This is a genomic window from Allobosea sp. LjRoot9 (assembly GCF_964252745.1).
In the GTDB taxonomy this organism is placed as follows: Bacteria; Pseudomonadota; Alphaproteobacteria; order Rhizobiales; family Beijerinckiaceae; genus Allobosea.
Window position 1 is genome coordinate 1,089,550 of record NZ_CAXUPC020000002.1, and the last position, 20,499, is coordinate 1,110,048.

The following is a 20,499-nucleotide window of genomic DNA, read 5'->3' on the forward strand; positions in this document are numbered from 1 at the left end:
GATGCTTGCCGCCACCGAACGCGTGATCCTGATCTCCGGCGCCAATCGCGGCATCGGCCGCGCGGTCGCGCAGGCGCTGTATGAGGCCGGCTACAAGCTGAGCCTGGGCGGGCGCGATCTCGCTTCGCTCAAGGCGATGAGCGCCGATTGGGACGAAACCCGCATCCATATCGCGCACTACGACGCGCAGGATTGGGCGACGCATCGGACCTGGACGGATGCGGCGGTTGCGCGCTTCGGCCGGATCGACGGGCTCGTCAACAATGCCGGCATGCACAGCGCCATTACGTTGCGGGAACCAGACGAAGCCGTGCTCGACGCGATCTGGGCCGTGAACTGCAAGGGCCCGCTCAGCCTGATCCATTGCGCGCTGCCGCATCTGGAGGCGAGCGGGGCAGGCCGCATCATCAACATCGCCTCGATGTCGGGCAAGCGTGTGCGCAACGATGCCGTCGCCTACAACATGACCAAGCATGCGATGGTGGCGCTGACCCATGCGGCGCGCCGGATCTCCTGGGACAAGGGCGTGCGGGCAACCGCGCTCTGCCCCTCCTTCGTGCCCACCGACATGACGGCGGCGAGCAATGCGATGAACCGCCAGGACATGACGCAACCGGGCGATCTCGCGCAACTGGTTGCTACTGTCCTCGCTCTGCCTAACAATGCATCAGTCGCGGAGTTGCTGGTGAATTGCCGGCTGGAGGATACGCTCTGACGGGTTTGGCCCGAAGATTGCGGACAGGTGTCGGCGAAACCGCCGGACGCATCGAATATCCAAGAAAAGCAGGGGAACAACGATGAAAAAAACCGGACTGGTGATCGCCGCCGCGCTCGCGGGGGCCCTGTTGGGCTCGCCGGCACTGGCTCAGAAGACAGTGCTGACCGTCGGCATGCAAAGCACCGATGCAGGCGTGCTCGATCCGCATCTGAACTCCGGCACGCCCGGCAAGGCGATGCTGCAATGGATGTTCAACGGCCTGGTCCGGATCAAGCCCGGCGAGCTCTCGCCGGAGTTCATGGAGCCTGATCTGGCCGAAAGCTGGACCTCCTCGACCGACGGCAAGGAGTGGACCTTCAAGCTGCGCCAGGGCGTGCAGTGCCATCACGGCTATGGCGAATTCACTGCGGAGGATGCGGTCTATTCGCTGGCCCGCGCCGCCAACAAGGAAACCTCGGCCTTCTCCTCCGACTACGCCGCCTTCGACAAGGTCGAGGCGCCCGACAAATACACGGTCAAGATCACGCTGAAGCAGGCCATTCCGAGCCTGCTCGGCATCGTCATGAACTATCATGGCGGCAACATGGTCTGTAAGAAGGCCGCCGAGGAACTGGGCAAGGAAGGCTTCGCCAAGAAGCCTGTCGGCACCGGCCCGTTCATGTTCCAGGAATATGTGCCGCAGCAATACGCCAAGCTCGTCGCCAACCCGAACTATTTCCGCGGCAAGCCGAAGCTGACCGAGATCCTCTACCGCTTCATCCCGTCCGATTCCTCACGCGATCTCGCCTTCCAGTCCGGCGAGCTCGACATGATGCTCGGCCGGCAGGAACAGGCCTGGGTCGACCGCATGAACGCGCTGCCCGGCGTCAAGGTCGTCGCCATGGGCCCGGCCGAGATGTCGATGCTGCATCTCAACATGAGCCAGCCGCCGCTCGACAACCTCAAGGTCCGCCAGGCCATCGCCTATGCGATCGACCGCAACGCGATCTGGCAGTTCCGCGGCAAGAACATCTCCCGGCCGGCCGTCTCGGTGGTGCCGTCGGGCTATCTCGGCACCGACGAGAAGGCGCCGCTCTACCCGTTCGATCTCGCCAAGTCGAAGGCGCTGCTGGCCGAGGCCGGTTTCCCCAACGGCGTCACGGTCAAGGCGATCAACACGACGCTGCCCTCAATGTTGAGCTTCACCGAAGCGACGCAGGCGCTCCTGAAGCGGGCCGGCATCACGCTGGAGATCCAGCCCGTGGAGCACGCGACCTTCCACCAGCAGATCCGGCAGGACCTGTCGCAGGTGGTCCACTTCCAGGCCGCGCGCTTCCCCATCGCGGATGTCTATCTCTCGCAGTTCTTCCATTCGCGCGCGATCGTGAAGACGCCGACGGCGGTGACGAACTTCTCGCACTGCAAGGTCGCCGATGCCGAGATCGATGCGGCCCGCTCGGAAACCGACAAGGCCAAGCAGCTCGCGCTCTGGAAGACGGCGCAGGAGAAGATCATCAAGGAAGTCTGTGCGATCCCGGTCAACGAGATGATGCAGCTCTGGGCCTATAAGGACAGCCTCGACCTCGGCTACGACCTCAAAGCCTCGCTCAATCTCGGCCCGCCGGTGCTCGAGACGACGCGCTTCACCAAGTGATCCCTTGAGGAGCGGCCGAAAACGGCCGCTCCTTTTCTCCTGCTGATAGCGGCATCATGGGCGCCTTTCTCGTCAAACGGCTCGGCTTTGCGGTCGTCACGCTCTGGGCCGTGCTCTCCCTCGTCTTCGTCGTGGTGCGGATCGTGCCGGGCGACCCGGCGCAGGTCATCCTCGGCGACCAGGCCGACGCCACCGCGATTGCGGCGATGCGGACACGGCTCGGTCTCGACGCATCTCTCATCGAGCAATACTGGACCTTCCTCAGCGGCGCGATCCGGGGTGACTGGGGCGTCTCGCTCGTCACCGGCCGGCCGGTGATCCAGGAGATCCTCGCTGTCCTGCCCTGGACGCTGGAGCTGACCGTGGTCTCGATGCTGATCGGCGTCGCTATCGGCGTGCCGCTCGGCGTCTGGGCCGCGATCAACCGCAACCGCATGCCCGATTATGTGACGCGCATCGCCTCGCTCCTGGGCTTGTCCTTCCCGCCCTTCGTCTCGGCCATCATCCTGCTGATCCTGTTTGCGATCATGCTGCGCTGGTTCCCGGTGATCAGCGCCCGCTCCGGCTCGGCCTCAGCCTGGTTCCAGTCGATGGCGCTGCCGGCGCTCAATCTCGGATTGATCATGGCGGCCTACATCACCCGCGTGGCGCGCTCGGCGATGCTCGAGGTGATGCAGGAGGATTATGTGCGCAGCGCCCGGGCCAAGGGCGTGCCCTGGCGTGTCGTCGTCTGGCGGCATGCGCTGCGCAACGCATTGATCCCCGTCATCACCATCGTCGGCCTGTATCTCGGCATCCTGATCGGCAATTCGGTGCTGACCGAGATCGTCTTCAACCGGCCGGGCCTGGGCAAGCTCATCGTCGGCGCGCTGAACCAGCGCGACTACACCATGCTGCAGGGCATGATGGTGATCTACACGCTGATCGTCGTGCTGGTGAACATCGCCACCGACCTGACCTATGCCTTCGTCGATCCAAGGGTGAAGTTGTCATGAGCGCCTCGGTCCATGATGCCGGCCAGGCCGCCCCGCCGCGGCTGCGCTGGCTTGCCGCCACCATCGGCGCCTTCAACGCCAACAAGACCTCCTGGGTCGGCCTCGTCATCGTCGTCGCGGTGATCCTGGCCGCCGTGTTCGCGCCCGTCATCGCCCCGCACGACCCGCTGGAGCAGAACATCCTGTCGCGGCTGCAGCCGCCGCATGACGACTACTATCTCGGCACCGATTATTTCGGCCGCGACATCCTTTCGCGGCTGCTCTACGGCGCGCGGATCTCGCTTGTCATCGGCGTTGCCTCGACCGTGATCGCGCTGGTGCTAGGGTCGCTGATCGGCATCCTGGCCGGCTGGTATGGCGGGAAGTTCGATGTCGTCGTGATGCAGACGATGGACATCCTGCTCGCCTTCCCCTCGCTCATCCTCGGCCTGATCCTGGTCGCCATGCTCGGCCCCTCGATGGAGAACATCACCATCGCGATCGCGCTGACCTCGATCCCCTCCTTCGCCCGCATTGCGCGCGCGCCGACGATCTCGGTGAAGGAGCGCGACTATATCGAGGCCGGAAGAGCGCTCGCCTTCTCCGACGTCCGGATCATGGCAGGCCATATCCTGCCCAACATCTTCCCGGAGATCCTGGTGATGGGCTCGCTCTGGCTCGCCAACGCGATCCGCACCGAGGCTTCGCTCGCCTTCATCGGGCTCGGCGTCAAGCCGCCGACCGCGACCTGGGGCGGCATGATCCGCGAGGGTTTCGAGAACATCCTCGACAGCTACTGGCTCGTGCTGGCGCCGAGTCTGGCCATTCTGATCATCGTCTTCGCCCTCAACATCCTCGGCGACGGTCTGCGCGACGCCATCGACCCCAAGCTGAAGGGCGAACGATGAGCCGGCCTGTCCTCTCCGTCCAAAATCTGCAGACGGCCTTCCGCGTCGGCGGGCAATGGCGCTGGGCGATCGAAGATCTGAGCTTCGACGTCGCGCCGGGCGAAACCGTCGCGATCGTCGGCGAATCCGGCTCGGGCAAATCAGTCACCGCGCTCTCGATCATGCGGCTCGTCTCCGCCGCGAATGGCCGCATCGAAGGCAAGATCGCGCTCGAAGGCCGCGACCTGCTGGCGCTCTCGGAAGAGGAGATGCGCAAGGTCCGCGGCAACGACGTCGCGATGATCTTCCAGGAGCCGATGACCAGCCTGAATCCCGTGCTGACTGTCGGCTACCAGATCTGCGAGGCGCTGCGCTATCATCGCGGGCTCGACAAGGCTGCAGCCGAGGCCGAGGCACTGCGCATGCTAGAGAAGGTGCGCATCCCGTCCGCCAAGACGCGCTTCGGCAACTATCCGCACCAGCTTTCCGGCGGCATGCGCCAGCGCGTGATGATTGCGACCGCGCTCGCCTGCAAGCCAAAGCTCCTGATCGCCGACGAGCCGACGACTGCGCTCGACGTCACGATCCAGGCGCAGATCCTTGAACTGATCAAGACGCTGCAGGACGAGGAGGGCATGTCGGTCCTCTTCATCACCCATGACATGGGCGTCGTCGCCGAGATCGCCGACCGCGTCGTGGTGATGTGGAAGGGGCGCAAGCTCGAGGATGCGCCCGCTCCCCAGGTCTTCAATGCGCCGGTGCACGGCTACACCAAGGCGCTGCTCGCCGCCGTGCCCAGGCTCGGCGACATGGAAGGGCATGGCAGGCCGCTGCGCTTCCCCCATATCGACCCCGATAATGGCGAGGTCCGTGGCAAGCCGGTCGAGGCGGCCGACACGGTCAAGGCCGAAGAGGCGCCGCTGCTGGAGGTCTCCGGCCTGACGACACGCTTCGGCATTCGTGGCGGCCTGCTCGGGCGTTTGCGCGGCCGGGTCCATGCGGTCGAGAACGTCTCCTTCACGCTGCAGCGCGGCGAGACGCTGGCACTGGTCGGCGAATCCGGCTGCGGCAAGTCGACGACCGGGCGCTCGATCCTGCGCTTGATCGAGCCCACGGCCGGCACGGTTCGCTTCGAGGGCCGCGACGTCACCGGTTTCGGCAAGGGCGACCTGCTCAATGTCCGCCGCGACATGCAGATGATCTTCCAGGATCCCTTCGCCAGCCTGAACCCGCGCAAGAGCGTGGGCGCGGCCATCGCCGAGCCGATCGTCGTCCATGGTCTCGCCAAGGGCGCGGAGGCCAGGGAGCGCGTGGCGGAGCTGATGCGTCGCGTCGGCCTCTCGCCCGCCATGGGCACGCGCTACCCCCATGAGTTCTCGGGCGGGCAGCGCCAGCGCCTCGCCATCGCGCGCGCGCTCGCGCTCTCGCCCAAGCTGGTCGTGGCGGATGAGGCGGTCTCGGCGCTCGACGTCTCCGTCAAGGCGCAGGTGCTCAACCTGATGCTCGACCTGCAGGCCGAGTTCGGCCTCGCCTATCTCTTCATCTCGCATGACATGGCGGTAGTCGAACGGGTCAGCCATCGCGTCGCGGTGATGTATCTCGGCGAGATCGTCGAGCTGGGCACACGCGAAGCCGTCTTCGCCAACCCGCGCCATCCCTATACGCGCAAGCTGCTCTCGGCCGTGCCGGTGCCTGATCCGGCGCGGCGATCCCTGCGTCGCGAACTCGCGATCGACGAGATTCCGAGCCCGATCCGCTCGCTCGACTGGCGCGCTCCGGCGCAGGCGCTGGTCGAGGTCGCGCCCGGCCATTTCGTCAGGCAAGCGGTGTAACGGAGCCTATTCGACATGATTCCCGGATGAGGGGAGTCCCAGCGCTGCCCTCATCACTCGAGTATTTCCGCGTTTCTCCGAAACACGGAAATGCTCTACCTCCTTGTTTATCGTATTTTCTTTACGCGAACCGGTACCCACTTCGCTCGAAAATACTCTAGGCACCGATGCGGCGGCTATCTTGCTGCTTTTCCGATGGCATCAACCAATTGGCTCATCGGGAAACAGATATGCTCCGTGCAGCGTCCAGGCGTCCTCGCCCATCGCTATCCACCGTGCTGATTTGGATCAGCTTCACGATCCTGTTCTGGATTTCGCTCTGCGTGGCGGCCGGCCGCGCCATCTGGTTCTGGTGATCACGCATCGTCCTTCGCGCCGAGATAGGCTCCGAGGAGATAGCCGCTCTGAAGCGCGGCAAGATAGCCAATCAGGACGAAGATGCTGAACAGCGTAAGGCTGCCCAATATCAGCCATAGCAGCACCATGGCGACCACCAGCACGGCGCTGGCCGCCAGAATTGCGATATAGCTGTACGATAGCCCAATCAATATGCCGACCAGGAACAATATCCCTGCAATTATCATAATTCATCGCCGGCCATACGCATCCCCAGCGGATACGAAGGCAGCTTAAATTGGCGCATCGACAAACATCAAGTCGGCGTTGTGGAAATTATAAGTAGATTTATTAAATCTATACTAAAATTTTATTCACTATTTCAAATCAACACCCTGCACGACAACCACATCAAGCCATAAATTGACGCCGTCACCGGCGACAAGCCACACGCCGCCGCCTGGCCTGGCGGAGCGTTTCGCAGAGGCGCGCTTGGACGATCGACGAAATCGACGCTCCACCCGTTTGCGGGTCGTTTCGGCTCAGCCGGCGCGGAAACGGCTTGCCGCAGCCGAAGCCCCAATCCGCTCATCCTCGGCGAAATGTTCGCCGATCACCGCCGCGCCGTCCGCGATCGCCTTGCGGATCAGCCTGACCGCCTTTTCGGTGTCGCGCCGGGCCAGCGCCTCCAGCAGCAGATCATGGTTGTGCGGCTCGCCCAGCCGGGCGGAATCCACAGGGAAGAGATAGTTCAGGCTCGGCCCGATCTTGAGCCAGAGCGATTCGATCACCGCATAGAGCGCCGGCATCGCCGCGCGCTCATAGAGCATCAATCGGAATTCCTTGTTCTCATGCAGAGCCTCGCGCGCCGCGTTGCGCGCCCGGGCATCCTTGAAGCGCTCATTGATGGCGCGCAGGACGATGAGATCCTGCTCGGTCAGCAATGGCGTCGCGCGCTCGACCGCGAGGCTCTCGACCACCATGCGGATGTCGATGATCTCGCGATAGCCCTCGAGCGAGAGAGCCGGCACTGTGAAGGACTGCGCCGGCGCCATCTCCAGCGCACCGCTGGCGACGAGCTTCAGCAGCGCCTCGCGGACCGGGGTGGGGCTGGTGCCGAGCCGCGCGGCGAGATCGCGCGCGACCAGCCTTTCGCCGGGCTTCAGGCTGCCTTCCATCAGCGCCTGCTTGAGCGTTCTTTCGACATGCCCGGTCAGGCCGCCCTTGGGCGCGATCGGCAATTGGTCAAGGCTCACGAAGCGGCTCCGTCGGCGGAAGCGCGGAAGATGTCGCGGCGCTTCGTGATTGGCAATGGCTGGCCGCAACGCCCGACAGCGCGGCGTCGCGCCTTCGTCGCAGCCTCCCAAACCATGGCTGATCTGCCCATCAAACGTTCTCCCGCCTGCCGCAAATTCAGACGCAATATCTCTTGCGGTCAATGTTACAGAATATATTCTGCAGCGCGACGGAATTCTGGCGCGGCCGACAAGGCCGCCATAAAAAAGGGGATTGCCATGCGACGGATCCTATCTGGAGTGCTGGGCCTGGGCCTGCTGGCGGCAACCGCCGCGTCGCCCGTCCTCGCTGCCCCCAACGAGCTCGTGATCGGGCGCGCGGCCTCGGCGGCAACGCTCGACCCCGGCTTCCTGCGCGAGGCGGGCACGCTGGTCGACAACATCTTCGACACGCTGATCCTGCGCGACAAGGAGATGAAGCTGATCCCGGGCCTTGCCCTGTCCTGGGCCGCGATCGACGACACAACCTGGGAGTTCAAGCTCCGGCCCGGCGTGAAATTCCACAATGGCGAGGCCTTCGACGCCACCGCAGTCAAATTCACCTTCGACCGTGTGATCGACCCCGACGCCAAGTCGCCGACGATTTCCTATGTCCGTTCCGTGGTCGGCGTCGACGTGGTGGATTCGTTGACCGTGCGCGTGCGCACCAACGGCCCCGACCCGTTGCTGCCGACGCGGATGAGCCGCTACCCCGCCTATATCGTGCCGCCGAAATACATCGCCGAGGTCGGCAAGGACGTCTTCGCCCGCAAGCCGGTCGGCACCGGGCCCTACAAGGTCACCGAATTCGTCCAGGACGACCGCGTCGTCATGGTCGCCAATCCCGATTACTGGCGCGGCAAGCCGACGATCGGGCGCGTCGTCTGGAGGCCGATCCCGGAGGCGACAGCCCGCATCGCGGCGCTGGTCTCCGGCGAGGTGCAGTTGATCGAGGGCGTGCCGGCCGAGCTCGTCGGGCTGGTCAAAGCGAGCCCCGAGCTCAATCTCGAGCAGGTCCGCAATGGCGGGCTGACGATCTATCTCGGCCTGAAATCGGCCGAGAAGCCGCTCTCCGACGTCAAGGTCCGGCGCGCGCTCTCGATGGCGATCGACCGCAAGACCATCGTCACGGAGATCCTCAAAGGTCTGGGCACCGCGACCGGCAGCCAGACCAGCCCGGCCGATTTCGGCTACAAGGCGATCGAACCGCCGGCCTTCGATCCGGCCAAGGCCAAGGTGCTGCTGGCGGAAGCCGGCTATCCCAATGGCTTCTCGATCAAGATGCAGGTGCCGCGCCGCTACATCTCCTCGGCCGAGGTCGGCCAGGCGATCGCGCAGCAATTCGCCGCCATCGGCGTCAAGGCCGAGCTCGAAGTGCCGGAATGGTCGGTCTATGCGCAGCAGGTTCCGGCCGGCAAGCAGGCGCCGATCTACATGCTGGCCTGGGGCTCGACCCAGACGCTCGACGCCGACGCCGCGCTCTTCGCGATCCTGCGCACGGGCGAGCCCTATTCGACCGTCTCGATGCCGGCGCTCGATGCGCTGCTCGACCAGAGCCGCAAGATCGTCGACGCCGATAAGCGCAAGGCCGTGCTGCTGGAGATCCAGGACAAGATGGTCGAGGATGTGCCGCTGCTGACGCTCTACCAGGAAGACTCGCTCTATGCGGCGCGCAAGGACCTCGTCTTCAAGGGACGCCCCGATGCCCGCCTGCCCCTGTTCGACCTGAAGTTCGGTCCGTGACACCAGAGCTGAGACGCTCTTTTGCCGGCATCGATGGCTGGGTCGGCGCAATACTCTTGATCGCCGTCCTGCTGCTGGCCGCGCTCGGCCCGCAGCTCTGGTCGCTCGATCCGATCAAGGGCGTGCTGACCGCGACCTTCAAACCGCCCGGAACCATCGTCTCCGGGCAATGGCACCCGCTCGGGACCGACCAGCTCGGCCGCGACCTGCTCGTGCGGATCATGGCCGGGACGCAGCTTTCCCTCGGCATCGTCGTGATCGCGGGGCTGATCTCGGCGCTGATCGGCACCGGCCTCGGGCTGCTGGCGGGCTACGCCGGCGGCTGGATCGACATCGTCATCATGCGGCTCGTCGATATCCAGCTCTCGATCCCCTTCATCCTGCTGGTGCTGCTGGTGATCGCGGTGCTGGGCCCCAGCATCGCCAATGTTGTGATCGTGCTCGGCGTCACCGGCTGGGCCATCTTCGCCCGCGTCGCCCGCGCCCGCACGCTGGAGGTGCGCGAGCTCGATTATGTCGAGGCAGCGCGCGCGCTCGGCGCCTCGCGCCTGCGCATCGTGCTGCGCTATATCCTGCCCAACATCATCACGCCGCAGATCGTGCTGCTGACGCTCGATCTTCCCCGCCTGATCGTGCTCGAAGCCTCGATCGGCTTCCTCGGCCTGGGCGTGCAGCCGCCCGTGCCGACGCTCGGCAACCTGATCGGCGAAGGGCGCTCCTATCTCCTGGTCGCGGACTGGCTGGTGATCTATCCCGGCCTCGTCATCGCGGCGCTGGTGATCGGCTTCAACTTCCTCGGCGACGGCCTTATCCGCCTGACGCAAGTGCGGGTCGACTGAGCCATGCTGCGCTTCCTCGGCAACCGCCTGCTGCAATCAGCCGTCGTCCTGCTCGGCGTCTCCGCAATCGTGTTCTTCTGCCTGTTCCTGGCGGGCGACCCGGCCGCGCTGATGATGTCACCCGACGCCAGCCGCGCCGAGATCGACACCTTCCGCAAGGCGATGGGCTTCGACGATCCCGTCCTGGTCCAGTATCTGCGCTATCTCGGCAAGGCGTTGACCGGCGATTTCGGCCTGTCGCTGCGCTTCCAGCGGCCGGTGCTGGAGCTGGTGCTCGAGCGCCTGCCGGCGACTGCCTTGCTCGCAGTGGCGGCGCTGGCCTGGAGCACGACGCTCGGCTTCGTCTTCGGCGTGGTCGCCGCGATCAAGCCCGGCGGCCTCGTCGACTTCCTGGTGCGAACCGTGGCGCTGGCCGGCCAGGCCGTGCCGGTATTCTGGCTCGGCCTCGTGCTGATCCTGTTCTTTGCGATGAAATGGCGGCTGCTGCCGACCGGCGGCTATGGCGAGGCGCGCCATCTCGTGCTGCCGGCACTGACGCTCGGCGCCTATTACACCAGCGCGGTGACGCGCCTGGTGCGTGCGAGCCTGATCGACGTGATGGGCGAGGACTATATCCGCACCGCCCGCGCCAAGGGCCTTTCGCCGGGTCGCGTCATCATCGGCCATGCGCTGCGCAACGCGCTGATCCCGGTGCTCACGGTGCAGGCGATGTATTTCGCCGCCCTGCTCGGCGGCGCGCTCGTCACCGAGATCATCTTCGCCTGGCCCGGCATCGGCCGGCTCGCAGTGCAGGCGATCCAGAACCGCGATTTCCCGCTGGTGCAGGCGGTGGTGCTGCTGGCCTCGACCGTGTTCGTGCTGGCGAACCTCATGGTCGATATCGCCTATGTGCTGCTGAACCCGAGGATCAGGCTGTGACCGGGCCGGAGACGATCGCGCGCCTTCGCGGCCGCACGCTCGACCTGCTGGCGGAATGGACGCCGATCCGCTCCTTCGCCGGCAACGAGGCCGGGTTGAAGGTGATGGCGCAGACCCTCGTCGCCCATCTGCGCGACGATCTCGGTGCGACCATCATCGCAGACGGCCTGAAGCTCGATCCGCCGGTCGTCCATGCCCGGATCGAGCGCGGCGCACCCGTCACCATCCTGCTCTACAATATGTATGACGTGATGCCGGCCACACCCGAGGGCTGGAGTGTCGATCCCTTCATCGGCGGCGTGATCGAAGGCCCCAAAGGCCCGCGCTATGTCGCGCGCGGAGCGGAGAACAATAAGGGCCCGATGGCGGCGATGCTGGTCGCACTTGGCCATCTCATCGCGACCTCCGGCCTCGATGCCAATATCGAGATCCTGCTCGAAGGCCAGGAAGAGACCGGCAGCGGTACGCTCAGGCGTTACCTGACCGCTCAGGACACGCCGGTGCGCCGGGCTTCGACGGCGCTCTTTCCGTCTTTCTGCGAATATGGCGGTGGGCCGCCGCGGATCTATTTCGGCTTCAAGGGCCTGGCTCAGGGCAGGATATCGGTCGAAAGCGGTGCCTGGGGCGGGCCGGTGAAGCCTTGCCACGCCTCGAATTCGCCCTGGATCGCCAACCCGATCTGGGAACTCGCCAAGGCGCTCGCCGGCCTCGATGGCGGCTCGCGCGGAGCGGTCACCCTCCCCGCCCCACTCGCTCCCGTGCTCGACGAGCTGGCCGCCACCTTCGACCCGCAGGCCGAGCTCGCCTTCCGCGCGACCAGCCGCTTCTCCCGCAACGGCTCGCCGCGCGAATTGCTGGAGCATGTGCTGACAGCCGCTCATCTCAATCTGGCGGAGGTTTCGTCGTCTCCGCCGGGCGGGCGCAGCGTCATCCCGACGGGTGCCAGCGCGCGCTTCGACATGCGCCTGCCCGCCGGGCTCGACCCGGATGACGAGATCGCTCGCCTCGTCCGGGATTGTGCACCGGCCTTGCTTTCGCTCGACGACGCCTATCCCGGCTGCTGGTTCGATCCCGCCGCGCTCGGCTTCGCCGAACTCGCGGGGAGCTACCGGGCGCTCGGAGCCAAGCCACAATCCTGGCCCTGGGCCATCGGCGCAGCGCCGGCCTATGCCTTCACGGGGGTCAGCGACGCCTTCGTCATCGGCGGGCTCGGCCATGGCGGCAACGCCCATGGCCCCGACGAATTCGTCGAACTTTCCGGCATCGACCGCTTCATCCAGTCGCTGCTGCTCTGGCTGCCGGCGATCGCGACCAAGGGCCGATCATGAACCACAGCATCACCATCCGGAGTATCTCGCGATGACACCCGACGATTTCCCGCGCGTCGAACTCGGCTTCTTCCCGACGCCGATCGACGATTTGCCGAACCTCTCGACTGAAGCCGGCATCACGCTCCGAATGAAGCGCGACGACTATTCCGGCTTCGGCGGCGGCGGCAACAAGGTGCGCAAGCTCGAGTTCCTGCTCGCCGACGCGCTGGCCAAGAAGGCCGGCGTGCTGATCACCACCGGCGGACACCAGTCCAACCATGCCCGCATGGTCGCGGCCGCGGCGCGGCGCTTCGGCATGGAAGCCGTGCTGGTGCTGCGCGGCAACCCGCCAACCGAATATCAGGGCAATCTCCTGCTCGACCGCCTCCTCGGTGCGACGCTCGAATTCCTCGAGCCGACAGCTTATTTCACCCAGGTCGATCCGCGCATGGCCGCCCATGCGCAAGCAGCGGAAGCCGCCGGCAAGACCGCCTATGTCATCCCGCTCGGCGGGGCGAACCCACTCGGCGCGCTTGGTTATGTCCGCGCAGTCGAGGAGATGTCGCGCCAACTCGACGCCGCCGGGCGCCAGCCGCCCGACATCGTCGCCGCGCCCACCGGCTCCGGCGGCACGCTGGCGGGCCTCTATGTCGGCATCCGCCGGTACTGGCCCAAGACCAGGATCGTCGGCATCAGCGTCAGCCGCGACGCCGCCTGGTTCCAGGAGCGCATCGCCGGCATGGCCAATGATTGCGCCGCGCTGCTCGGCTGGCCGCAGGACTTCAAGCCGGCCGATATCTGGATCGAGGACGGCTTTGTCGGCTCGGCCTATGGCGCGCCGAGCCCGGGCGGCATCGCCACGATCAACCGTGTCGCCCAGAGCGACGGCGTGCTGCTCGACCCGGTCTATACCGGCAAAGCGATGGACGGCGTGCTCGCGCTGGCGGCAAGCGGCAAGATCCCTGCGGGCAGCGATGTGCTCTTCGTGCATTGCGGCGGCAGCCCGGCGCTCTACCCCTTCGCCAAGGTGTTGACCGAGGCGCCGGACGCCTTGCCAGCATGAGTCTTGCCGGCATGCGCGTGCTCGATCGCGCGGCGGTGATCGCGGCCGGCGGCGCGGATTTCGGCCTCGCGCTTGCCGATGTCCGCGACGCCTTCGCGCTGCTGCGCGCGGGCGAGGCCGAGATGCCGGCAGAGACCTCGGTTGCGCTCGGCTCGCCGGATCTGCCCGGCCGGGCCTATGCCCTGCCCGCCTCGCTCGGCGGCCGCTTTCAGGCCGCAGGCGTGAAATGGACGGCGCATCGGCCGGCGCTCGGCGACGGGCAGCCGATGATCACCTCCTCCACCATCGTCAATGATCGCCGGAGCGGCCTGCCGCTCGGCATCGTCGAGAGCGCGCTGCTGACCGCGATGCGCACCGCTGCCGTCTCGGGGCTGGCATTGGAGAGCTTGATGCCGGTGCCGCTGCGCAGCGCCGCCGTGCTCGGCGCCGGCTTCCACGCCCGCACGCATCTGGAGATGCTGGCGGCGCTGCATCCGGAGCTGGAGCGCGTGCTGATCTGGAACCGGACACGCTCAAGGGCCGAGGCGCTGGCGGCGCGGAATTGGCCCTTCCCCGTCGTGGTGGCAGCCAGCCCGGAGGAGGCTGTGCGCTGCGACGCCGTCCTGACCTGCACCAATGCCAAGGAGCCGATTCTCGACGCTGCCGCGCTGGCACCCGGCCGGCTGATCGTCCAGGTCGGCTATCACGAGGTTTCCTTCGAGGCGATCGACAAGGCGGACCATGTCGTGGTCGATCTCTGGGGCGAGTTCCGGCTCAAGAGCGCCAAGAGCTTGTTCCAGATGCATCGCGCCGGCCGCTTCCCCGAGGAGCGTGTCGCTGCCGATCTCGGCACGGTGCTCGCCGGCGGCTTCACGCCGACGCCCGGCAGCCTCGTCTATCTCTCGAGCTTTGGGCTCAACATCTTCGATATCGCGCTCGCCGCCCGCGTCATCGCCACGGCGAGGGCCGCGAATTCAGCGCCAACCACGCATCGGGACAGGAGCGACTGGCCATGGCTGTGACGATCGACGCCAAGGCGCTGCAGGCGCGGCTCGGCGAAGCCGGGCTTATCCTTGTCGACGTGCGCGGCATCGAAGCCTGGCGCGAGGCGAGCCTGCCCGGCGCCATCCATCTCAATGTCTACGACTACTTCATCCCGCAAAGCGACGAGGCCGGCATCGCCTCGCTCGCTGCGGCAACCGAGGCGGCGTTCGAGAGCTTGAACCTGTTCGCGGCGAAGACCGTCGTCTTCTTCGAAGAGGACACCGGCATGATCTCGCCGCGCGGGCTCTGGTTCCATGAGTTCCTCGGACTCGAAGGCGGTTTGATCCTCGATGGCGGCATCAAGGCCTGGCGCACTGCGGGCCTCACAATCGAGCCCGGCAAAGGTCCGGCTGCGATCATCGCCCCGGCAGAAGAAGGCGCCGTACCGAGCCGCCCGTTCCGGCGCGAGCTGATCACCTCGATCGACGAAACCGGCCAATCCACGATGCTGCTCGATGTGCGCCGGCGCAGCGAGTTCACCGGCGATTTCGTCCATCCCTGCTGCGCTCGCGCCGGCCGCATCCCCGGTTGCAGTCACATCTTCTGGGAGGATCTGGTCGAGGGCGGCGCCTATCGCGCGCCGGCCGAGGTCACCGCACTCGCCCTCAAGGCGGGCTTGCGCAAGGATCAGCCGATCGTGACCTATTGCCACCGCGGTGCGCGGGCAGCGACGGCGCTGTACGCGCTCAGGCAAGCGGGTTTTGAGGATGTCCGCGTCTTCGTCGGATCCTGGCACGAATGGGCCGGGCGCAGCGACCTGCCGATAGCGAGCGGCGAATAAAGCCGCGCCTCGGTTTCAAAGCGTGGGAAGCGAGGGCTGCAGCGATTTCGGCGTCGACGAAACCGACAGTCGGCCACTGGGATGACGACCGCTGAAGTGTCATGACGGCGGCGGGAATGGACCTGAAGCCGCATGACATGCGGAAGGCTCGCAAACCATGCCCGGCTCTCGCGGCGCCCCTGTCGCCGCATGGCTTGCGCCCGTCAATTCCGGCGCTCTAGGATCAGCCGACCGACATCGCGGCGGCGCTCTATTCGCGACCATTCCATCTGCTCGAACGGAAGGTTCCAGGCATGAGGCGTCGTACATTTCTTGGCGCCGCGGCCGGTGCCGCCGTATCGGCGCTCGCGAAGCCCAGCCTTGCGCAGCCGGCGAAGGTGCTGAAATTCGTGCCCGAGTCGGATGTTGCGATCGTTGACCCGGTCTGGACGACGGCGACGGTAACGCGCAACCACGGCTATCTCGTCTTCGACACGCTCTATGGGCAGACCAGCGACTATAATTTCGAGCCGCAGATGGTGGCCGGCCATACGGTCGAGGACGACGGCAAGCTGTGGCGGCTGACTTTGCGCGAGGGCTTGCGTTTCCACGACGGCGAGCCGGTGCGCGCGCAGGATGTCGTGCCGAGCGTGCGCCGCTTCGCCGCCCGCGACGCCTTCGGTCGCGCCTTGATGGATGCGACCGACGAGCTGTCGGTCGAATCGGACCGCGTCGTGAAATTCCGTCTGAAACGGCCTTTCCCGTTGCTGCCGGCAGCGCTCGGCAAGACCGGAACCTCCATGCCGTGCATCATGCCGGAACGCTTCGCGGTCACCGATCCCAATAAGCAGGTGACGGAGATGGTCGGCAGCGGTCCGTTCCGCTTCAGGGCCGACGAGCGGGTCTCCGGCGCGCTGACGGTCTATGAGAGGTTCAGCGGCTACGTCCCGCGGTCGGGCGGCTCCGCCAGCTTTACCGCAGGTCCCAAGCACGTCTTCTTCGACCGCGTCGAATGGCGCATCATGCCCGACCCTTCGACGGCGGCCAATGCGCTCAGCGCCGGCGAAATCGATTGGTGGCAGAACCCGACGCCTGACCTGCTGGGCGTGCTGAAGCGCAAGGCTGGAGTCAAGATCGAAGGGCTCGATCCCGCTGGCGGCATCGGCTGCCTGCGCTTCAACTGCCTGCATCCGCCTTTCGACAATCCGGCCATCCGGCGGGCCCTGCTCGGCGCCATCGACCAGACCGAATACATGACTGCGGTCGCTGGCGACGAACGCTCGATGTGGAAGGACCATGTCGGCGTCTTCAGCCCCGACACGCCGCTGGCGACGACGATCGGCACGGACGTCCTGGTCGGCAAGCGGGATTTCGAGAAGGTCAAACGCGAACTCGCGGCGGCCGGCTACAAGGGCGAGCGCGTGGTGATGCTCGATCCGACCGATTATCCCTCGACCCACGCGCTGGCGATGGTGGCGGCCGATGCGCTGCAGAAATGCGGCATGAACGTGGATCTGATCTCGAGCGACTGGGGCACTGTGGTCCAGCGCCGCGCCAGCCGGCAGCCCACCGACAAGGGCGGCTGGAATATCTTCTTCACCTATCTGAACGGCACCAACAATTTCGATCCGGCCAGTCAGCTCGGCATCCGCGGCAATGGCGACCAGGCCTGGTTCGGCTGGCCGAAATCGCAGCGCCTGGAAGATCTGCGCGCCGAGTGGTTCGTCGCCAAGGACCTTGCGGCCCAAAAGGCGATCTGCGCCGAGATCCAGAAACAGTTCTTCAGCGACGTGCCCTATATCCCGCTGGGCGCCTATTACGAGAAGACGGCCTGTCGCGGGCTGACCGGCATGCGCAACGGTTTCGCCCAGTTCTACGACGTCAAACCGGCATAATGCGGCTCCACATGCGTATCGCTGTCCTGCAATTCGCCCATGAGACCGTCACCTTCCTCCCAAACGACACGACGCGGGAGGATTTCATCTATCCCGGCTCGCCGGCGAGCGGCGAGGCACTGCTCGCCACCGACCCGAAGGGCTATATGGGCGGCTTCGTACAGGTCGCGCGCGAATATGGCGATGTCGAGCTGATCGGCATCACCTCCCCGCTCTGGCCACGCACCGGCACGGGATCGGGCTGGATCACCCGGGATGCCTACGAGCATTTCCTCGGCATCATGATCGCGGAACTGAAGACGCAGCAGAGGCTCGACGGCGTCTATCTGGCGCTTCACGGAGCCCTGGCGGTACGCGGCGTGCCGCGCCCCGAAGCCGATATCGCGCAGCGCGTCCGCGAGGTGGTCGGCAGGCAAGTCTTCATCTCCTCGACCTTCGATCCTCATGGCAATGAGGACGAGGCGTTCCTGCAGCAGGCCGACATGGCCTTCACCGTCAAATACTTCCCTCATTACGACATGCACCTGCAGGGCGAGCGCGCGGCGCGCATGCTGGTCAGGGCGATCCGCGGCAGCTTCGCACCGTTGCATCGCACGGTCCGAATTCCGATCATCGCTCCGACCGTCGTGATGTGGACTGGCGCCTCGCCCTGGTCCGACCTCATCCAGCGGGCGCTGATCTGGGAGGCGCGGGAGCCCGATGTCTTCGTCAATGTGTTCTTCGGCTTTCCCTGGTCGGACGTGCCCGATGCCGGCATGGGGCTCCAGGTCCTGACCAATAACGACCCAGCCCTCGCCGACCGCGTTATCCGCGACATGGCGGACTGGACCTGGCGGCGGCGCGAAGCGCTGCTCAACACCGTCAAGATCCACGCGATGAAGCAGGGCGTCGCACTGGCCCGCGAGGCCGTGGCATCAGGCAAAGCCCCTGTCGTGCTCGCCGACTATAGCGACCGCTCGGGCTACGCGACCTGGCTGCTGCAGGAGATCATCGAGCAGAAGCTGGAGCGCACCCTGATTGCCACGATCGCCTCGCCCGACATCATTCGTTCGGTGCTGGCGGCCGGGGCCAAGCCGGGTGATGCGTTCGATGCGGAGATCGGCGGCCTGTTCGATGAATCGGCCGGCGAGCCCGTCCGCATCTCCGGGACGATACGCTATCTCAGCCACGCCACGACGGCACGAGGCACTGGCAATGAATGGATCTGCGTCAGCTTCGGCAAGGGCAATGTCGTGGTGCTGAGCCCCTATCTCGTCCAGATCATGGAGCCGTCGGAGCTCTGGCAGCTCGGCTTCAAGCCTGATGAATTCGATGTGATCGCGATCAAGTCGCGCGCGCATTTCCGCCGGGGCTTCGACGATAGCGGTTTTGCCCCGACGATCCTTCTGGTCGAACCACCGCAACCGTTCATGGGCACGGTGCATCTCCAGGCGCTGCCCTACGAAAATCTCACGCTGACGGACTATTATCCCTACGGCAATCCGCGTTTTCCGCCGGCGGATTGGAGCTAGCTGCCCCGTCATCGTCACGAGGCCAAGCGGCACGCCGGCTAACATGCCGACACCAATGCCCTGCATCGAGATGGCCTGTTCTTCAGGCCGCCTCGGCCGGCATAAAGAACATTTTTCTCCGGCATGTTGAAATTTGGAAGCGCCATTGCGTGTACCGCCATGGACTTCAGCTGCGTCGAAATCGTAAAACCCCACAGCTGTTCTTTTTTAAGAACGATCTGGAGTCGCTTTCATGCCGATATCGTTCGCTCGTATCAGCACTGCCTTTCGGTCCCTGGCCGTTGTCGCCGCGCTGGGGCTTGCCAGCCCGTCGCTTGCGGCCGGGCAGGTCACGGTCGGCGTCGGCGACAATATCCTCGGTCTCGACCCGACTGATCTCAATGACTCGGTCTCGCTCTCGGCCAGCCGGCTCTTCTTCCAGGGGCTCTATGGCTTCGACCGCGAGCTGAAGCTTGTTCCGGTGCTGGCCGAGAGCACCGAGGTCAACAGCGACTCGACCCAGTACACCGTCCACCTGCGGCGCGGCGTCAAATTCCACGACGGCACGTCCTTCGATGCTGCCGCGGTCAAGCTGAACTATGACCGGCTGCGCGACCCGGCCAACCATCTCAAGCGCCAGAGCCTGCTGGAAGCCGTCGACAAGGTCGAGGTTGTCGACGAATTCACCGTCCGTCTCGTCCTGAAGGCGCCATCGGGCGTGCTGCTCAACTATCTCGCCCATACCGGGGCCTCCATCCTGAGCCCCAAGGCCATCGCGCAATACGGGGCCGAGCTATCGCGCCACCCGGTCGGCACCGGCCCCTTTGTCTTCACCAGCTGGACGCCCGATACGCTCAAAGCCGCGCGCAATCCGCAATATTGGCGTCAGGGCCTGCCGCGGCTCGACGGCGTCACGATCCGCAGCGTTCCCGAAAGCGGCGCAAGGCTGGCCTTGCTGCGTTCGGGCGAAGCGCAGTTCGTGTTTCCGCTGCCGCCCGAGACGGTGCAGCTCATCGAGCGCGACGAACGCCTCGCCATCGACAAGACGCCGTCGATCGTGATCCAGTATGTCGCTCTCAACACCCGCAAGAAGCCGTTCGACGATCCGCGGGTCAGGCAGGCCCTGAACTACGCGATCGACAAGACGGCTTTCATCAAGGTCGTCTATAACGGCTTCGGCATTCCCATGGACGCGCCGGTGGCGCCGGGCATCGCCTTCTACAGCAAGCAGGGCGTCTGGCCCTATGATCCCGCCAAGGCCAAGCAGTTGCTGGCGGAAGCCGGCTATCCGAACGGATTCGAGACCGAGATCTGGAATTTCAGCAACACGCTGAACAACCGGGCCTCGCAGTTCCTGCAGCAGCAGCTCGCCCTCGTCGGCGTGAAGGTCGCGGTCAACCCGCTCGAGGCCGGCGTCGCGACCACGCGGCTCTGGGGCGCCAAGACCCCGGAGGAAGCCGAGGTGCGCATGTTCTTCGGCAGCTGGGCGCCTTCGACCGGTGACGCCGACTGGGCGCTGCGGCCGCTGCTTGCGAGCCGCAGCTATCCGCCGGCGCTCTACAATCTGGCCTATTTCAAGAGCGACGCGGTCGATGCGGCGCTTCTGAAGGGGCTGTCCACGGCCGATCCCGCGGAGCGCAAGATCGCTTATGACGCGGTCCAGAAAGTGGTCTGGCAAGAGGCGCCCTGGATCTTCCTCTCGGTCAACACGCTGGTGGCCGGCCGCGACAAGCGCCTGACAGGTCTCACCCAGCAGCCCGATACGGCGCTGACCTATGAGGAAGCAGACCTGAAATAGGTGCTG

At 65.6% G+C, this 20,499-nt stretch carries 17 protein-coding genes; 15 read left to right on the forward strand and 2 right to left on the reverse strand.

The window, feature by feature from the left end; all coding sequences use genetic code 11:
• Position 1 precedes the first annotated feature (1 nt).
• From ACSQ3P_RS13700 to ACSQ3P_RS13720, 5 genes are all read left to right on the forward strand, one after another.
• Positions 2 to 715, forward strand: a complete 714-nt coding sequence (locus tag ACSQ3P_RS13700) for an SDR family NAD(P)-dependent oxidoreductase (protein WP_436166069.1) — start codon at positions 2 to 4, stop codon at positions 713 to 715.
• Between the two features lie 82 nt (positions 716 to 797).
• The gene (locus tag ACSQ3P_RS13705; RefSeq protein WP_436166070.1) at positions 798 to 2,351 is read left to right on the forward strand and encodes an ABC transporter substrate-binding protein; all 1,554 of its coding nucleotides are present in this window, start codon (positions 798 to 800) and stop codon (positions 2,349 to 2,351) included.
• Positions 2,352 to 2,407: 56 nt separating this feature from the next.
• Complete coding sequence (locus ACSQ3P_RS13710; RefSeq protein WP_103721114.1) at positions 2,408 to 3,346, forward strand: ABC transporter permease; 939 nt, start codon at positions 2,408 to 2,410, stop codon at positions 3,344 to 3,346.
• The gene (locus tag ACSQ3P_RS13715; protein ID WP_436166071.1) at positions 3,343 to 4,233 is read left to right on the forward strand and encodes an ABC transporter permease; all 891 of its coding nucleotides are present in this window, start codon (positions 3,343 to 3,345) and stop codon (positions 4,231 to 4,233) included. Before ACSQ3P_RS13710 ends, ACSQ3P_RS13715 begins: the two co-directional genes overlap by 4 nt.
• Positions 4,230 to 6,044: an ABC transporter ATP-binding protein gene (locus ACSQ3P_RS13720; protein WP_436166072.1), complete on the forward strand. Its 1,815-nt coding sequence runs from the start codon at positions 4,230 to 4,232 to the stop codon at positions 6,042 to 6,044. The genes ACSQ3P_RS13715 and ACSQ3P_RS13720 overlap by 4 nt, the downstream gene beginning before the upstream one ends.
• 356 nt (positions 6,045 to 6,400) lie before the next feature.
• Here ACSQ3P_RS13720 and ACSQ3P_RS13725 read toward each other — a convergent pair whose 3' ends face one another.
• On the reverse strand, positions 6,401 to 6,592 hold the full coding sequence (locus ACSQ3P_RS13725) for a hypothetical protein (RefSeq protein ID WP_436166073.1): 192 nt from the start codon (positions 6,590 to 6,592) through the stop codon (positions 6,401 to 6,403).
• Positions 6,593 to 6,922: 330 nt separating this feature from the next.
• Positions 6,923 to 7,636 carry an FCD domain-containing protein gene (locus tag ACSQ3P_RS13730; protein WP_436166074.1) on the reverse strand — a complete coding sequence of 238 codons (714 nt, stop codon included), beginning with the start codon at positions 7,634 to 7,636 and terminating at the stop codon, positions 6,923 to 6,925.
• A gap of 258 nt (positions 7,637 to 7,894) precedes the next feature.
• Here ACSQ3P_RS13730 and ACSQ3P_RS13735 point away from each other — a divergent pair, with 258 nt between their 5' ends.
• The 10 genes from ACSQ3P_RS13735 to ACSQ3P_RS13780 all read left to right on the forward strand — a co-directional run bounded on the left by ACSQ3P_RS13735 (position 7,895) and on the right by ACSQ3P_RS13780 (position 20,493).
• On the forward strand, positions 7,895 to 9,397 hold the full coding sequence (locus ACSQ3P_RS13735; RefSeq protein ID WP_436166075.1) for an ABC transporter substrate-binding protein: 1,503 nt from the start codon (positions 7,895 to 7,897) through the stop codon (positions 9,395 to 9,397).
• Positions 9,394 to 10,236 carry an ABC transporter permease gene (locus ACSQ3P_RS13740; RefSeq protein WP_436166076.1) on the forward strand — a complete coding sequence of 281 codons (843 nt, stop codon included), beginning with the start codon at positions 9,394 to 9,396 and terminating at the stop codon, positions 10,234 to 10,236. Before ACSQ3P_RS13735 ends, ACSQ3P_RS13740 begins: the two co-directional genes overlap by 4 nt.
• Positions 10,237 to 10,239: 3 nt before the next feature.
• A complete protein-coding gene (locus ACSQ3P_RS13745; RefSeq protein WP_436166077.1) occupies positions 10,240 to 11,154 on the forward strand; it encodes an ABC transporter permease in 915 nt (304 codons plus the stop codon).
• Complete coding sequence (locus tag ACSQ3P_RS13750; RefSeq protein ID WP_436166078.1) at positions 11,151 to 12,482, forward strand: M20 family metallopeptidase; 1,332 nt, start codon at positions 11,151 to 11,153, stop codon at positions 12,480 to 12,482. Before ACSQ3P_RS13745 ends, ACSQ3P_RS13750 begins: the two co-directional genes overlap by 4 nt.
• Before the next feature lie 31 nt (positions 12,483 to 12,513).
• A complete protein-coding gene (locus tag ACSQ3P_RS13755) occupies positions 12,514 to 13,527 on the forward strand; it encodes a 1-aminocyclopropane-1-carboxylate deaminase/D-cysteine desulfhydrase (RefSeq protein WP_436166079.1) in 1,014 nt (337 codons plus the stop codon).
• A complete protein-coding gene (locus ACSQ3P_RS13760) occupies positions 13,524 to 14,528 on the forward strand; it encodes an ornithine cyclodeaminase family protein (RefSeq protein ID WP_436166080.1) in 1,005 nt (334 codons plus the stop codon). The genes ACSQ3P_RS13755 and ACSQ3P_RS13760 overlap by 4 nt, the downstream gene beginning before the upstream one ends.
• Positions 14,519 to 15,331, forward strand: coding sequence for a sulfurtransferase (locus ACSQ3P_RS13765; protein WP_436166081.1), 813 nt, complete (start codon positions 14,519 to 14,521; stop codon positions 15,329 to 15,331). The genes ACSQ3P_RS13760 and ACSQ3P_RS13765 overlap by 10 nt, the downstream gene beginning before the upstream one ends.
• 293 nt (positions 15,332 to 15,624) lie before the next feature.
• Positions 15,625 to 17,205, forward strand: coding sequence for an ABC transporter substrate-binding protein (locus ACSQ3P_RS13770; RefSeq protein WP_436166082.1), 1,581 nt, complete (start codon positions 15,625 to 15,627; stop codon positions 17,203 to 17,205).
• 11 nt (positions 17,206 to 17,216) lie between these two features.
• Positions 17,217 to 18,716: a M81 family metallopeptidase gene (locus ACSQ3P_RS13775; protein ID WP_436166083.1), complete on the forward strand. Its 1,500-nt coding sequence runs from the start codon at positions 17,217 to 17,219 to the stop codon at positions 18,714 to 18,716.
• A gap of 232 nt (positions 18,717 to 18,948) precedes the next feature.
• The gene (locus ACSQ3P_RS13780; RefSeq protein ID WP_436166084.1) at positions 18,949 to 20,493 is read left to right on the forward strand and encodes a glutathione ABC transporter substrate-binding protein; all 1,545 of its coding nucleotides are present in this window, start codon (positions 18,949 to 18,951) and stop codon (positions 20,491 to 20,493) included.
• Positions 20,494 to 20,499 lie beyond the last annotated feature (6 nt).